The sequence below is a fragment of the Herminiimonas sp. NPDC097707 genome (genome assembly GCF_044761395.1).
Taxonomy (GTDB): Bacteria; Pseudomonadota; Gammaproteobacteria; order Burkholderiales; family Burkholderiaceae_D; genus Oxalicibacterium.
In genome coordinates this window covers 1,033,762-1,047,823 of record NZ_JBIWCI010000001.1, presented here as the reverse complement: position 1 = coordinate 1,047,823, position 14,062 = coordinate 1,033,762, and the positions used below count along the sequence as shown (strand labels likewise).

At 54.2% G+C, this 14,062-nt stretch carries 16 protein-coding genes; 10 read left to right on the top strand and 6 right to left on the bottom strand.

Features of this window, described 5'->3' with window-relative positions:
* The first annotated feature begins 51 nt into the window (after positions 1-51).
* The 4 genes from ACIQW9_RS05025 (at position 52) to ACIQW9_RS05010 (ending at position 3,790) form a co-directional block, all read left to right on the top strand.
* On the top strand, positions 52-987 hold the full coding sequence (locus tag ACIQW9_RS05025; protein ID WP_402337892.1) for a LysR substrate-binding domain-containing protein: 936 nt from the start codon (positions 52-54) through the stop codon (positions 985-987).
* Positions 988-1,209: 222 nt separating this feature from the next.
* Positions 1,210-1,506: an ArsR/SmtB family transcription factor gene (locus ACIQW9_RS05020; RefSeq protein WP_402333730.1), complete on the top strand. Its 297-nt coding sequence runs from the start codon at positions 1,210-1,212 to the stop codon at positions 1,504-1,506.
* A 24-nt stretch (positions 1,507-1,530) separates the two neighbouring features.
* Complete coding sequence (locus ACIQW9_RS05015; RefSeq protein ID WP_402333727.1) at positions 1,531-2,703, top strand: MFS transporter; 1,173 nt, start codon at positions 1,531-1,533, stop codon at positions 2,701-2,703.
* Positions 2,704-2,731: 28 nt separating this feature from the next.
* Entirely contained in the window at positions 2,732-3,790 is a 1,059-nt protein-coding gene (locus ACIQW9_RS05010; RefSeq protein WP_402333726.1) for an alkene reductase, read from the top strand.
* A 73-nt stretch (positions 3,791-3,863) separates the two neighbouring features.
* Here ACIQW9_RS05010 and ACIQW9_RS05005 read toward each other — a convergent pair whose 3' ends face one another.
* Complete coding sequence (locus tag ACIQW9_RS05005; RefSeq protein ID WP_402333724.1) at positions 3,864-4,247, bottom strand: SirB2 family protein; 384 nt, start codon at positions 4,245-4,247, stop codon at positions 3,864-3,866.
* Positions 4,244-4,558: a GNAT family N-acetyltransferase gene (locus tag ACIQW9_RS05000; RefSeq protein WP_402333723.1), complete on the bottom strand. Its 315-nt coding sequence runs from the start codon at positions 4,556-4,558 to the stop codon at positions 4,244-4,246. The genes ACIQW9_RS05005 and ACIQW9_RS05000 overlap by 4 nt, the downstream gene beginning before the upstream one ends.
* Before the next feature lie 97 nt (positions 4,559-4,655).
* Here ACIQW9_RS05000 and ACIQW9_RS04995 point away from each other — a divergent pair, with 97 nt between their 5' ends.
* Positions 4,656-5,090, top strand: coding sequence for a YybH family protein (locus ACIQW9_RS04995; protein WP_402333720.1), 435 nt, complete (start codon positions 4,656-4,658; stop codon positions 5,088-5,090).
* A 31-nt stretch (positions 5,091-5,121) separates the two neighbouring features.
* On the opposite strand, the gene ACIQW9_RS04990 is transcribed toward ACIQW9_RS04995, so the two are convergent.
* The 4 genes from ACIQW9_RS04990 to ACIQW9_RS04975 form a co-directional block, all read right to left on the bottom strand.
* The gene (locus ACIQW9_RS04990; protein ID WP_402333717.1) at positions 5,122-5,526 is read right to left on the bottom strand and encodes a lysozyme inhibitor LprI family protein; all 405 of its coding nucleotides are present in this window, start codon (positions 5,524-5,526) and stop codon (positions 5,122-5,124) included.
* A 119-nt stretch (positions 5,527-5,645) separates the two neighbouring features.
* On the bottom strand, positions 5,646-6,407 hold the full coding sequence (locus ACIQW9_RS04985) for an ABC transporter permease (protein WP_402333716.1): 762 nt from the start codon (positions 6,405-6,407) through the stop codon (positions 5,646-5,648).
* Positions 6,408-6,409: 2 nt separating this feature from the next.
* A complete protein-coding gene (locus ACIQW9_RS04980; protein WP_402333714.1) occupies positions 6,410-7,330 on the bottom strand; it encodes an ABC transporter ATP-binding protein in 921 nt (306 codons plus the stop codon).
* Between the two features lie 76 nt (positions 7,331-7,406).
* Positions 7,407-8,195, bottom strand: a complete 789-nt coding sequence (locus ACIQW9_RS04975; RefSeq protein ID WP_402333711.1) for an MBL fold metallo-hydrolase — start codon at positions 8,193-8,195, stop codon at positions 7,407-7,409.
* A gap of 270 nt (positions 8,196-8,465) precedes the next feature.
* Between ACIQW9_RS04975 and ACIQW9_RS04970 the strand changes: the two genes are divergently transcribed.
* From ACIQW9_RS04970 to ACIQW9_RS04950, 5 genes are all read left to right on the top strand, one after another.
* Complete coding sequence (locus ACIQW9_RS04970) at positions 8,466-9,365, top strand: DMT family transporter (RefSeq protein ID WP_402333708.1); 900 nt, start codon at positions 8,466-8,468, stop codon at positions 9,363-9,365.
* A 294-nt stretch (positions 9,366-9,659) separates the two neighbouring features.
* Entirely contained in the window at positions 9,660-11,150 is a 1,491-nt protein-coding gene (locus tag ACIQW9_RS04965; RefSeq protein WP_402333706.1) for an efflux transporter outer membrane subunit, read from the top strand.
* On the top strand, positions 11,143-11,646 hold the full coding sequence (locus ACIQW9_RS04960; RefSeq protein WP_402333705.1) for a MarR family winged helix-turn-helix transcriptional regulator: 504 nt from the start codon (positions 11,143-11,145) through the stop codon (positions 11,644-11,646). The genes ACIQW9_RS04965 and ACIQW9_RS04960 overlap by 8 nt, the downstream gene beginning before the upstream one ends.
* Positions 11,643-13,865 carry an FUSC family protein gene (locus ACIQW9_RS04955; RefSeq protein ID WP_402333703.1) on the top strand — a complete coding sequence of 741 codons (2,223 nt, stop codon included), beginning with the start codon at positions 11,643-11,645 and terminating at the stop codon, positions 13,863-13,865. Before ACIQW9_RS04960 ends, ACIQW9_RS04955 begins: the two co-directional genes overlap by 4 nt.
* Positions 13,852-14,052 (top strand): DUF1656 domain-containing protein, encoded by a 201-nt coding sequence (locus tag ACIQW9_RS04950; RefSeq protein ID WP_402333700.1) that lies wholly within the window; start codon positions 13,852-13,854, stop codon positions 14,050-14,052. Before ACIQW9_RS04955 ends, ACIQW9_RS04950 begins: the two co-directional genes overlap by 14 nt.
* The last annotated feature ends 10 nt before the right edge of the window (positions 14,053-14,062 follow it).

Here is a 14,062-nt window from a genome sequence, read left to right as displayed (position 1 = left end):
TATTCTGAAAAACGATATTTACTACTTCTATCATTAGCCATACTAATTCGAATGAAATTTAATTCATCTATTCTCACTGGCTTGCGCTGCTTTGAAGTAGCGGCGGGTCTACTTAATTTCACCAAGGCCGCACAAGCACTCAATCTTACTCAGAGCGCCGTCAGCCAGCAGATTCGGAATCTTGAGGGAAATCTCGGTTATTCGCTATTTGTGCGCCAGCATCGAAGCCTGGTTCTGACTGATAAGGGAAAAGTACTGTTTGAATGTGCGAGCAGAACTTTCCTCGATATCGAACAAACGCTCAGGCGCCTGGAGCCATCGGATACTCCCTTGCAAGTCAATTGCCTGCCGTCCTTTGCGCTGCAATGGTTGATGCCGCGTCTGAGCGACTTTCAGCATCTTCACCCGACCATTGCAGTGCGGCTGAAGGCGGAATTCCAGACCCTGGATCTGCACGCTATGCAGGCCGATGATATCGACGTGGCGATACGCTTTGATCCCGGACAATACGGCAATCTGAAAGCGGATCGGATTCTTGATGAGTATCTGATGCCGGTAGCGACGCCTAAATTCCTCTCGGAACATCCGGCATTCGCCGCAGGGCAGTCGCTTCAGGGTGTGACCCTGCTGCATGATGCAACGCCGTGGGGCGGGGCGCCAGAGTTCATTGAATGGCGCACATGGATGGAAGCGGAGCGCCCCGATTGGCTAAGCGAGTTGGGTGGAATACAGTTCAATCTGGCGAGCTTGGCCATAGGCGCAGCACTCAATCATCAGGGCGTGGCCATGGCGCGTACGGCACTGGTACTCGACGAAATTAAAAGTGGTCGGCTGCTTAATGTGTTCGGCCGCTTGGTCTCGTCCCCGGCGCACTATATCTTACTGACTCAGCGTGCAGAGGATCGCCGTACAACGGTGTTTTCGCTATGGTTAAAAGACGAGTGCAGTCGTTTCAACGATGAGCGTCGACAACTGCTGTCGATATAAATGCTTAATTGGCATCAAAAATTGATCGTTTGGCGGCAAGTTCTCATTTCTAATTACTCAGTGCCAGTTGGCGCATCCCTTTGATTCTCCCTTTGTAAGCGCCGTGAAATGGCCTGTCCTGCACGTTAAAATTTAATATCGTATAATGACGATATTAAATTTTAAAGAAGACGATATTTGTTTCGTCTTTTAACGAAAAGCTAATAAAACAGGAAATACCCCATGGACATAGATGCAATCCACAAGGCGCTGGCCAATCCGGTACGCAGGCAGATTCTGGCCTGGCTGAAGTCGCCTGGAGAGTATTTTGCCGAGCAGGAGCACCCGCTGGATTTCGGCGTGTGCTGCGGCATGATCGACAAGCGTAGTGGTTTGTCGCAGTCAACTATTTCCGCTCACTTGGCGACCTTGCAGGCGGCGGAACTCATCGTGCCTAGACGCATCGGGCAATGGGTTTTCTTCAAACGTAACGAAGCCACGATTCAAGCCTTTCTCGATTCGATACACGGCGATCTGTAACACCCTTATTCAAAGAAAGACTGCATGCCTTTAGCTTTACTTATATTAGCGCTGAGCGCTTTTGCCATAGGCACCACCGAATTCGTGATCATGGGTTTGCTGCCTGATGTGGCGCGCAGTTTGTCGGTATCGATTCCCAGTGCCGGTTGGCTGATCAGCGGTTATGCGCTGGGCGTTGCGATTGGCGCACCGATCATGGCGGTAGCGACGGCTTCCTTGCCGCGCAAACGCGCACTGTTGTTATTGATGGGGATTTTCATCGTCGGCAACGTGTTGTGCGCAGTGGCGGCCGATTACAACTTCCTGATGGTGGCGCGCATTATCACGGCCTTATGCCATGGCGCATTCTTTGGTATCGGTTCTGTGGTCGCCGCAAGTCTGGTGCCGGAGAATAAAAAAGCATCAGCAGTTGCACTGATGTTCACTGGCTTGACCTTGGCAAACGTACTGGGTGTACCGTTGGGTACCGCACTCGGCCAAGTCGCCGGTTGGCAGATGCCATTCTGGGTGGTTGCTGTTCTCGGTGTGTTGTCGCTGATCGGTTTGTGGCGTGTGATGCCGAGCGGGCACGACGAAGAAAAAACGGATCTGCGTGCAGAAATCGGCCAGTTGCGTAATGCCGGTTTGTGGGCAGCGCTATCGACAACGATGCTGTTCTCTGCCGCCACCTTCGCCTTGTTTACTTACGTCGCCCCTTTGCTGGAAGACGTGACGCATTTGTCGCCACAGGGAATTACCTGGACCCTGTTTTTGATCGGCCTTGGTTTGACGGTCGGTAATTACATCGGCGGTCGTTTGGCTGACTGGAGTTTGGGTACTGCATTGACGGGAATTTTTATCGTGTTGGCAATCGTCAGCTCCATCGTGCGCTGGACCAGCCCAAGCTTGATTCCGGTAGAAATCAATCTCTTCCTGTGGGCGATGGTGTCCTTCGCTGCGGTTCCCGGTTTGCAGGTCAACGTGATGATATTCGGCAAGGCTGCGCCTAATCTGGCGGCGACATTGAATATCGGCGCATTTAATTTAGGCAATGCACTTGGTGCATGGGTCGGCGGCTCTGTCATCAGTGCCGGCTTTGGATTGCAAGCAGTACCGTTGGCAGCAGGAGCACTCGCGCTGACGGCAGTTTTGGCAATGCGCGTATCACTGCGCCTTGCCCGCGACGAAGTACCGGCATGTGCCGCTGCCGTCGCTTGATTTAAACCATTTTTCTGGAAAGAACATTATGACGAATCATTTATTTACCCCGATTAAAGTTGGCGACATCACTCTTCCTAACCGCGTGATCATGGCGCCTCTGACGCGTTCGCGTGCAGTTGGCGGCGGTCGTGTACCGAATGAGCTGATGGTCGAATACTATGTGCAGCGCGCATCTGCAGGTTTGATCCTGAGTGAAGCGACTGCAGTCACGCCGCAGGGTGTCGGTTATGCCGATACGCCGGGTATCTGGTCGGATGATCAGGTCGCAGGCTGGAAGACGGTGACGGACGCAGTGCATAAGGCCGGTGGTCTTATCTCGCTGCAGTTGTGGCATGTCGGTCGCATCTCGCATCCCATGTTCCTGAATGGCGATTTGCCGGTTGCGCCTAGCGCGATCAAACCAGCAGGCCACGTCAGCATCGTGCGTCCGCAAGTGGAATACGTGACGCCACGCGCATTGGAATTGGATGAAATTCCAGGCATCGTCGCTGCTTATCGCAAGGGCGCGGAAAATGCCAAGCTGGCCGGTTTTGATGGTGTGGAAGTACACGGTGCCAACGGCTACCTGCTGGATCAGTTCCTGCAAAGCAGCACCAATCAGCGTACTGATATCTACGGCGGTTCAATTGAAAATCGCGCGCGTCTGATGCTGGAAGTGATCGATGCATGTATCGAAGTGTGGGGCGCGGGACGCGTAGGTTTGCATCTGGCTCCGCGCGGTGACTCGCACGATTTGAGTGATGCAACTCCGGCGGAAACGTTCGGCTACGTTGCTGCCGAAATGGGCAAACGCGGTATCGCCTTCATCTGCGCGCGTGAATCGCTGGGTGAAAATCGTCTTGGCCCGCAATTAAAAAAGGCATTCGGCGGCGTGTATATCGCGAATGAACAAATGACCAAGGAAACGGCAGAAAATGTGATCGCGACAGGTGAAGCGGATGTGGTTGCATTCGGCAAACTGTTTATCGCGAATCCGGATTTGCCGCGTCGTTTGAAAGATAATGCACCGCTCAATCCGGCACGTCCTGAAACCTTCTACAGCCCGACTGCAGAAGGTTATACCGATTATCCTGCACTGGCCTGATTGATCTGTTCCACCGTGCAGGCGATTTGATTGATCGCATGCACGCTGGACAACTCTCTGCGCATCAACTACCTCAGCCGAGGATGAAGGGCTGTTTGCTGAGCGCGACTGCGATGATGTAGGCGAATACAGCCAATGCGGCAAGGAAGGCGTGCAGTCGCGTCGCTCTGGTTTTGCCGCGTTTCAGCGCGATCGTTCCCAGACCAATGTAAACAATCAGTGCAATCACTTTTGCGGTCAGCCAGCTTTGTACAAATGGATACTGCTGGCTCCATACGACCATCGTCACTGCGCTTGCCAGCAGCGCTGTATCCACGATGTGCGGGGTAATTCTCAGCCAGCGTTGCTGCAAGGCCGGTGACTGACGCAGCATCAACATGCCGCGCAGTAAAAAAAGGCTGATACTCAAGACAGCGCAAGTGATGTGCAGATGCTTGAGCGCGATATAGCTGATCATTCGATGTTTCCAATATTGAAGATGCGCCGGCTTTCCGGTGTAAGCAGATCAAGGTATTGCGGATTCTTGCGTAGATAATTCACCATGAAGCCACAAATCGGCACCACCTGTCTGCCCTGGCTGCGCGCATATTCCATCGCCCGAGCGGCAAGTTTTGAGCCATATCCATGGCCGGCAAGAGCAGGTGGCACTTCGGTATGCGTGATCATGCAGATCTCGCCGAACACGTAGTACTCGACAAAACCGAACAACTGATCTTCATCCCGCCATTCGTAACGTTCGGTGCCGCTTTCGTTTTCCTGCTGCTTCATGCACAAGTGATGAGTAAATTTTTCTGCTTTGATGGAAATAGGTAAAACATCATGAGATGATACATTGATTCAAGCGGGATTTATTCGGAGAACAAGCATGGCAAATGAGAATACGACTGTTCAACTGAGTGAGCTGACACGTCAACCGGACGATTGCAGCCGCGTGCTGGTTGCCGCGCTGGAGTCAGGCGATATTGAAACCTCGGTTGCCTTGTATGAACCGAGTGCAGTTCTGTTCAAAAAGTCAGGGGAAACCATGACCGGTCTGGATGCGATACGCGAGAATAATGCCAGTGTGATTGCTTTGAAACCAAAATTCACGATCGAGTTCATTACCTTCACGCTCAGTGGCGATGGCAGCTTGGCGACCAATCGGATGAAGGCGAATCTGGCGTTTGTCAAACCGGATGGGACGCTGGTGAATACCAATGTCGATACGCTGGAAGTGTTGCGCAGGCAGGCGGATGGATCGTGGCGCTACATCATCGACGATCCCTACGGCAGTATGCGAGCAGGCATGAAACAGCGTTAGGGTGCTGTCATGCCTGCTGTGGTAACGGCGATTACTTGGCTTTTTCTCTGTGGCTCAGGAACTGTTCCAGGTCTGCTGTGCGATGCACGGCATGCAGACGCATGCAGCTGAAGTATTCGATATCCTGCAAGACACTGCCCGTATTGTAGATATTGATGGTTTTGCAGTCCTGCTCGACGAACCCGCTCCAGGCCTGCTGCGCGAGCTTCAACTGTTTTTTGACGGCTGGATAAGGAATGCCGGCGACGTCCTTGGCGGGCATTTGTGCTTGCAGTGCCTGGTAAGTGCTATCAAGTTTGGTGCTGGCTTTTTTGTATTCTTCTTTGGCGCAAGCGCTCATTTCCTGCGCCGAACCCTTGCCGATACAAGGATCGACCTGCTGGGCAAAGGCTGACAAAGGAAGCAGGGCCAAAAAGAGCAAAGTGATTTTTTTCATCGTATCCCTGGCGAAAAAATTAATAAAAATAAGTGACTGAACAAAAAACAGCGTACCGCGACAGCTTGCGTCATATTTTGATCGAGGTCAATAAACTGCAGGGAAGAGGGCTGCGAGCCCTACATCTTGAGCCGGTAGCCGGTCTTGAATATCCACGACACCGCAGCCAGGCACAAAGCCAGGAATACCAGCGTCATGCCGGCACTGATGGCCACACTCACATCCGAAGTACCGTAAAAACTCCAGCGGAAACCGCTGATCAGGTAGACCACCGGATTGATCAGTGCAATTTTCTGCCATACGGGCGGCAACATGCTGATCGAATAGAAGCTGCCGCCGAGGAAGGCCAGCGGCGTCACGATCAGCATAGGAATGATTTGCAGCTTTTCAAAACCGGTGGCCCAGATGCCGATAATGAAACCGAACAGGCTGAAGGTCACCGCAGTCAGAATCAGGAAGGCGACCATCAGGATCGGATGCGCGATATCGAAGGAAACGAATAGCCGTGCAGTAGCGAGTATCAGTACGCCGAGGATGATCGATTTGGTCGCTGCCGCGCCGACATAGCCGATCACGATTTCCACATAGGAGACAGGCGCTGACAGTACTTCGTATATTGTGCCCGCATATTTCGGCATAAAGATGCCGAACGAGGCATTGGAAATACTTTCCGTCATCAGCGCCATCATGATCAAACCGGGAACGATGAATGCGCCGTAACTGACGCCGTTGACTTCCACCATGCGCGCACCGATGGCGGCGCCGAACACGACGAAATACAGCGAAGTGGAAATGACCGGTGCAGCAATACTTTGCATCAGCGTGCGCCAGGTACGTGCCAGCTCGAAATGATAGATGGCGCGGATTGCATAGAAATTCATGTTCAAGTCCTCACCAGATTGACGAAAATATCTTCCAGCGAACTCTGGCTGGATTGCAGATCCTTGAAGCCTATGCCGTGTTCATCAAGTTTCTTCAGCAGTTCGGCAATGCCGGTCTGCTCGCTCTGCGCATCGAAAGTGTAAGTCAGCTCATTGCCATCGGCAGAAAGTTCCAGCTGCTGCGAGATGAGCCCGTCGGGGATCGCCTGCAATGTCTGCTGCAACTGCAGGTGCAACTGTTTCTTGCCCAGCTTGCTCATCAATACGGATTTTTCTTCCACCAGTATGATTTCGCCTTTGCGGATCACGCCGATACGGTCGGCCATCTCTTCGGCTTCTTCAATATAGTGGGTGGTCAGAATGATGGTCACGCCGCTGGCACGCAAGCCGCGCACCATTTCCCACATGTCGCGGCGCAATTCCACATCCACGCCGGCAGTCGGCTCATCGAGAAACAGAATTTGCGGCTCATGCGACAAAGCCTTGGCAATCATCACACGTCGCTTCATGCCGCCGGAAAGGGAAAAAATCTTGGCGTCTTTCTTGTCCCACAAGGACAGTGAGCGCAGCACTTTTTCGACGTGTGCATGATTGCGCGGCTTGCCGAAAATGCCGCGACTGAAATTGACGGTGGCCCAAACGGTTTCAAATGCATCGGTCGACAATTCCTGCGGCACCAGCCCGATCTTGCTGCGCGCAGCGCGATAGTCACGCACGATGTCATGCCCATCGGCCAGTACGGTGCCGGTGCTTGGATTGACGATGCCGCAAATGATATTGATCAGCGTGGTCTTGCCGGCGCCGTTGGGGCCGAGCAGGGCGAAGATTTCACCGCGCCGGATATCAAGATTGATTGCCTTGAGCGCCTGGAAGCCGGACGCATATTGTTTGGTCAGCTGTCTGACTGAAATGATGGATGGCAAATTAGCCTCGCAATAAATCTGATGGCATAGATTGTAGTGCGAATGGGATTTCGATGTATTGAACGATTTCTTATGTTCAGAGGCGAATATTCACGGCGCGTGGCGCGACGTACATGTCTCTGGTCATCAGGTCGACGCCGCAATCCAGCGTTTCTATCCAGTCGAGAAAGCGCGCAATCATGGCCTTGCCCTTGAATGGTGCGCCATGCTGCGGCACTATCCATTCCGGATCGACTTCGCGCACCATGGCTGCCCAATAACGGCAGACCTTGTTCGAGACCATGTAGCGCGTGTGAAAACCGCGCATGAAGGACAGGTGCTGATCGAAGTTTGTCACCGCTGTCGTTGCCAGGTCGGGCGGCATCATGGAGGCGCCCATATCGCCGGAAAACAGGATGCGGCTGACCGGATCGTAAAACTGCAGATTGCCTTCGGCATGCAGGAAATGCGCTGGCAGAATCTGGAATGTCGTGCTGCCGAAAGGAAGTAGCGTGCCTTCATCGGGTAGCGCGATGATGCGTCCTTCGGTTTTACCCTGCGGGCAGAAATGCGGCACGAAACGCGACCAGATACGTGAAATCAGCAGGCTGGTTTCGGAGCCGTTCAACCAGCGCGGCAGCGAGGCGATGATGTCGGGATCGGCATGCGAGGCAAAGACATATTTCAATTTCTTGGGCGGAAAATATTTACTCATCGCCATGTAGAGTTCGTTATAAGTCAGTACGCCGCCCGGATCAAGCAGGATGCCGTTGCCATCCTGTACGATCAAAAACTGATTGGACTGTACCGATTCGCCATCTTCTTCCGCCAGATCGGAAAACATCAGGCAAATATGCTTGCCATCGTTGAACAGTTCAATTGCCATGCATATTCCAGGGTGCGGGAGTTGGGGTTGATGTGCGCAATCTGCGTCGTGCTTTGTCATCTGCCATTTTGATTGGCGGCCAGAGTATGGCGTGCAAGTCAAGAGTGCTTCTTGATTTACATCAAAGATGGTGAAGCCGTATTGGATGAAAAAGGCCTGCGCGCTCGCGCAGATTGATCGAGGCGAACCGACATCAGTCAGATCAAGTATCCTTCGTGTCTGGCTTGCTTGATCCTCGCTTTCAATTTTCGTTCATCAACGTTTCTGCACATGACTCAAAAAATAACACCTTCGACTGCATTGCTGCTGACGATTGCCCCGCTGATGTGGGCAGGCAACGCAATCGTCGGACGTTCGATCAACACGCTGGTGCCGCCGCTCACGCTGAATTTTTTCCGCTGGTCGATTGCAGCAATCATTCTGTTGCCATTTGCGAGCTGGATATTCCGTCGCAATAGCGCGCTGTGGACGCACTGGCGCCGCTTTGCCTTGCTGGGCTTGCTGGGCGTGGGGCTCTACAACTCGCTGCAATATCTGGCCTTGAAAACGTCGTCGCCCATCAATGTGACGCTGGTGGCGGCAAGTATGCCGGTCTGGATGCTGATGATAGGGTCGATGTTTTTCGGCGTACGGGTATCTGCAAAGCAAGCGCTGGGCGCGCTCATGTCGATTGCCGGCGTGCTGCTGGTGCTCAGTCGCGGCGAGCTGCAGCAGTTGCTGGCCTTGCGTCTGGTGCCGGGAGATATATTAATGATACTGGCGGCGATCATCTGGTCTTTTTACAGCTGGTTACTGACGCTGCCGAAGGATCCGGCGCAGATTCGCGCCAACTGGATCGCCTTTTTGCTGGCCCAGGTTGCATTTGGCGCAGTGTGGTCAGGCGCATTTTCCGCTGCTGAATGGACATTTACCGATCCGCACATCGTGTGGGGCTGGCCCTTGATTGCGGCGCTGATCTTTGTCGCCATCGGCCCGGCCATCATTGCCTTGCGATGCTGGGGGCTGGGCGTGCAACGCGTCGGGCCGACTGTCGCCGGTTTCTTTAGCAATCTGACGCCTTTGTTTGCGGCCTTGATGTCGGCTGCATTTCTGGGCGAAACACCGCATCTTTATCATGGGCTTGCATTTCTGCTGATCGTGGGCGGCATCGTGGTGTCATCGCGCCACTGATTCGGGCGTATTACGCGATTCGGCATGCCATCAGAGAACCTGCTTGTGCGGGAAGGCGAATCTGCGCCAATCGGATAGCCGGACGATGTATTGCCTTTGTCGGCGATACGGGCATTATTTCTCGCCAACTTTATTCCTTTCTACACGCTTCGATTTCCTTGCCTATAGTGAAATAGCGCCCAGGTTTTTGTATCGCCGATTTGTTTAAATGTTTCGTAAAAATATATTTCATTAATGAAGTATATCGGCGTAGAATAAAAACCCGATGACTATCCGATTGGCTTTCGCATCACCATGAAAAAGATAACTTACCTGTGTCTTGTCTGTTTGACGGCCTTGCTTGCTGCCTGCGCCGACATGGGAAATATCAAGCCGCAGACGCAACAGGTCGATGCAAACAAACTGGTGGGCGGCAAGGAGATTGCCGGTTCTACGCAGGGCGTCACAGTGGCATGGCCGCAGCTGGAGTGGTGGCATGCTTACGGCGACCCGCAACTGGATGGCTTGATTGCCGCTTCTTTGAGCGACAATCCCAATCTGCATATCGCTGAAGCGCGCGTGCGCCTGGCGCAGAATTACGCAGGATTGGCAGAAGCCGCCACACTTCCCAGTGTGGGCATTGCTACATCCATGACGCGCCAGCTATTTTCCGAACACGATTTCATCCCGCCACCGGAAGCGGGCAACTATGCTTGGTACAACCGCGCCGCTGTAGAAGCGACTTACGATCTTGATTTATGGGGTCGGCATCGCCAGGAGTTGGCTTCCGCGCTGGATGAAGTCAAGGTCGCCGCAGCGGAATCGCAGATGGCAAGGCTTGCGCTGGAAAACAATATCGTACGCAGCTACGTCCAGCTGTCATTGCAGTTCGCATTGAAAGACATTGCCGAAGAGACGCTGGCACATCGCGAAAAAGCCTTGCATGTCATGCGCCAGCGCATGACTGCCGGGCTGGCAACCGAAGTCGATGTCACGCAACTGGAAGCCGCTGTGCCGCCTTTGCATATGCAAATAGAACAATACGAAGAATCCATCACCATCCTGCGTCATCAGCTTGCAGCCCTGAGCGGCAAGGGGCCGGGCGAGGGTGAGCGGATTGCGCGTCCGGTACTGGCGCTCGATGGACGCTCCTGGATGCAATTGCCATCTGCCTTGCCGGCCGATCTGATCGGCCGCCGCCCGGATGTCGTCGCGCGACGCTGGGGTGTCGAAGCTGCAGCAAAACAGATTGAAGCAGCCAAAGCCTCGTTCTATCCGAATATCAATTTGATGGCTTTCATCGGCTTTCAAGCGATAGGCTTCAGCAAATTCCTCAGTGGCGAGTCGGCCATACGCGGAATAGGGCCGGCCATTTCCCTGCCGATTTTCGATGGCGGCCGCTTGCGCAGCAATCTCGGCGCACACATGGCGGCGTACGACATGGCGGTGGAAAGCTACAACGGCACATTGATACATGCGCTGGAAAGCGTGGCCAACACCCTAGTTGTGGCGCAATCGCTGCAGCAGCAAAAGCATTTGAACGATGGCGCGCTGGCAACCGCCGGCAAGGCGCGTGCTTTGACCAGCAAGGGCTTTGCGGCCGGCATGAGCGATTTTCTGCTGCTGCTCAATAGTGAAGTCGCCTTGCTGGCACAACAGCAACAGCAGGCGCAAATCACCGCACGCATGCTGGAAAGTCATGCTGCACTGATGCTTGCATTGGGTGGCGGTTATCTTCCCGTGCAGGTCGCGGTAGAAGCAAACACACCTCCGGTTGATGGTGGAAAGGCAGGCACGCATGAGTAATTTTGATGGCACGATTCATCGCATCGCCCGTTGCAGCGTGCGCATGCCGGATCAGCCGCAGCAACTGGTGACGCTCAACAGGCTGGCGTATCACATACAGAAACGCACGCAGGATGCACTCAATACTGCGATGAAAAAACATGGCCTGACGAGTGTCAGCTATACCGCGCTGATGGTGCTGTACGGATCTGACGATGAAACGCAACGTGCATCCGATCTGGGTGACGCCTGCTCGGAAAAACCGGCCAATCTCACCCGTATCTGCAACGATCTGGAAAAGCAGGGCCTGATCAAGCGCCGTTTCAGTCTGGAGGATCGCCGCAGTGTGGAAATATCGCTGACCAGCGCAGGCAGAAAACGCATCGAACAGATTTCTCCGGAGTATTGGGCTATTTTGCACCAGACGTTCGACGGCATTAACGACAGGAATCTCGCATTGCAGGAAACCTTGCTCAGGCAACAGCTCGCCAATCTGGAGGAGAAGCATTCGACATGAGCAATGCTGCTGAAGCCACACCGTTAATGCCAACACCGGCACCGCCGGCTGCATGGCATCGCCGTGCCCGCGTGGTGATGCAGGACTGGATGGATACGGAAGGGCAGCGCTGGGCCTTCGTGCTCAAAACCTTGCTGGCAGCTTTCCTCGCCTTGTGGATCGCCTTTCGGCTCGGCTTTGACTCACCGCGCAGCGCCATGATGACGGTCTTCATCGTCGCCTTGCCCAGCAGCGGCATGGCGCTGGAGAAAAGCATCTATCGTTTGCTCGGCACGCTGATCGGTTGTGCAGCGGCGCTGTTTTTTTTCGCTCTGTTTCCGCAACAGGCGATGCTGCTTTTCATCGCGCTCGCCTTGTGGGTCGGTTTGTGTACCGCAGGTTCCGCCTTGATGCGCAATGCGCGCTCTTACGGTTTTGTGCTGGCCGGTTACACAGCGTGCATGATTGCGTTGCCGGGTATTAATGCGCCGCTGGATGTATTCAATCTGGCTGTTTCTCGCGTGACGGAAATATCGCTGGGCATATTGTGCGCGGCGCTGGTTAACGACGCCCTGTTTCCGAAACATCAGAGCGAGCAGTTGGTGCAGGCGGTGCGCAAGCTGTATCGAAATTTTGCGCAACTGTGTTACGACGCCATGCAGGGACGCCTGAGTGCAGAACAACTGGAACGTTTGCATCTGCAGTTCGCGACCGAGATTGCGGCATTGGAATCCGGCCGTGCAGCGGCGGTTTTTGAAGCCGGCGATACGCGCACGCGCAGCCAGCAACTGTATGCATTCAATGCGGCTGCCATGGTCGGCCTGACCACTTTCCATACCTTGCATCAGTTGATGGAACGCCTGCGCAGTCGTGGCGACATGCTGGTGCCGGAGCTGATTGCGCCGCTCTATGCCGCATTTTCACAAGCCTTGCTGGTTACCCATATTCCAGCACGAACAGCGGCGGAAGTGAGCGTGACGCGAAACAAATTCGTACAGTTGCGTGCCACGTTGCCAGCGCTGACCGCCAATGCACGCAAGGATTTTCTGCTGCGGCAGGGCAGTCATCAGCAGCAACTGGACCTCGATACGGCGCTTGAATTGATACAGCGCTTCAGTGATGAATTTTATCGACTGGTCGTGATTTATCAGGCCTTGCCAAAACGCCTGTCCCGAACGCCGGCAAGAAACCAGACGAAGGTACTAGCCTACAGCGCTAAAACGCCGACCATGATTGCCGTTGCCGCCGGCTTGCGCACTGCGGCGGCGGTGTTGGTATTGACTTCCGCCTGGTATGCGCTGAACTGGCCCAGCGCCAGCGGTGCGGTAATTATTGCCGTTATTTTTTGCGGCCTTGCAGCGTCTTCTGCCGAGCCGGGCCGCCTGATCCGTCAGACCACATTCGGATTCATGCTGGGAACCCCGTTCGCATTTCTTTGCGCTTTCTTCATGCTCAATCACGTGGAAGGTTATCTGATGATGGTGCTGGCGATGCTGCCTTTTCTGATGGCGGGTGCGTATGCCAGCACCTGGCGCAATATCGCGGGCATCGGGATGGGTTTCAATCTGATGTTTGCACAAATGATCGCGCCGGAAAACATGATGCGTTTCAATGTGCCCAGCTTTATCAACGATGGCATGGCGCAGATCATCGGTCTGATACTTGCTGCAATAATCTTTGCTTTGATCCTGCCCGAGCATAAGCAGGGTTCGCGCCGTCATATTGCCCGGGCATTGTGGGATGAGGCGCTGCGTCTGTGCGTCAGCGATGCGGCGCATCTGCGCCACCATTTCGAGAGTCGTATCCGTGACCTTCTGAATCAGTTGAGCATGAGTGTGCGCGGCACTGCGGATGCGGCGACACGCCAGACGCTGAATCAGGCCATTACCCTGCTGGAGCTCGGACATGCCCTGATCGATCTGCGCGACTGGAGCGCGCACCTGAGCATTGGCCATCCGGTGCGCCTAGCCAAGGAACAATGTATTGCCGCTCTGGCAGATTATTTCCGTCAGCCACAAGTGCAGCAGCATGCGCAGGCGCTTGCCGCCACGCAGGCTGCCGGAAAAATGCTGCAGGCATTGCTGCTTGACGAAACAAATGCAGAAGCCGGCGAGACTGCGCGATTGCGCCGTGCGTTGACGGACCTTCATCTGATCAACGCGTCCTTGCTCGATCGATCCTTGAACGATTTTTCCATTGACTCGACAGCGCCGACAGGAACAGCCCATGATGCCGCGTGAAATTTCCATCTTTGGCGTACTGGCGCCATCGCTATTGCTGATTTTCCTGCTGAGCGTGCTGATTCATGTTGGTGTGGACTGGTTGTGCGGCCACTTCGGCGTTTATCGTTATGTATGGCATCGCTCGCTGTTCCGGCTGTGCCTGCTGGTTTGTATTTTCGGTGCGCTCGCGCTGCTTATTTACTGAAAGAGGGATT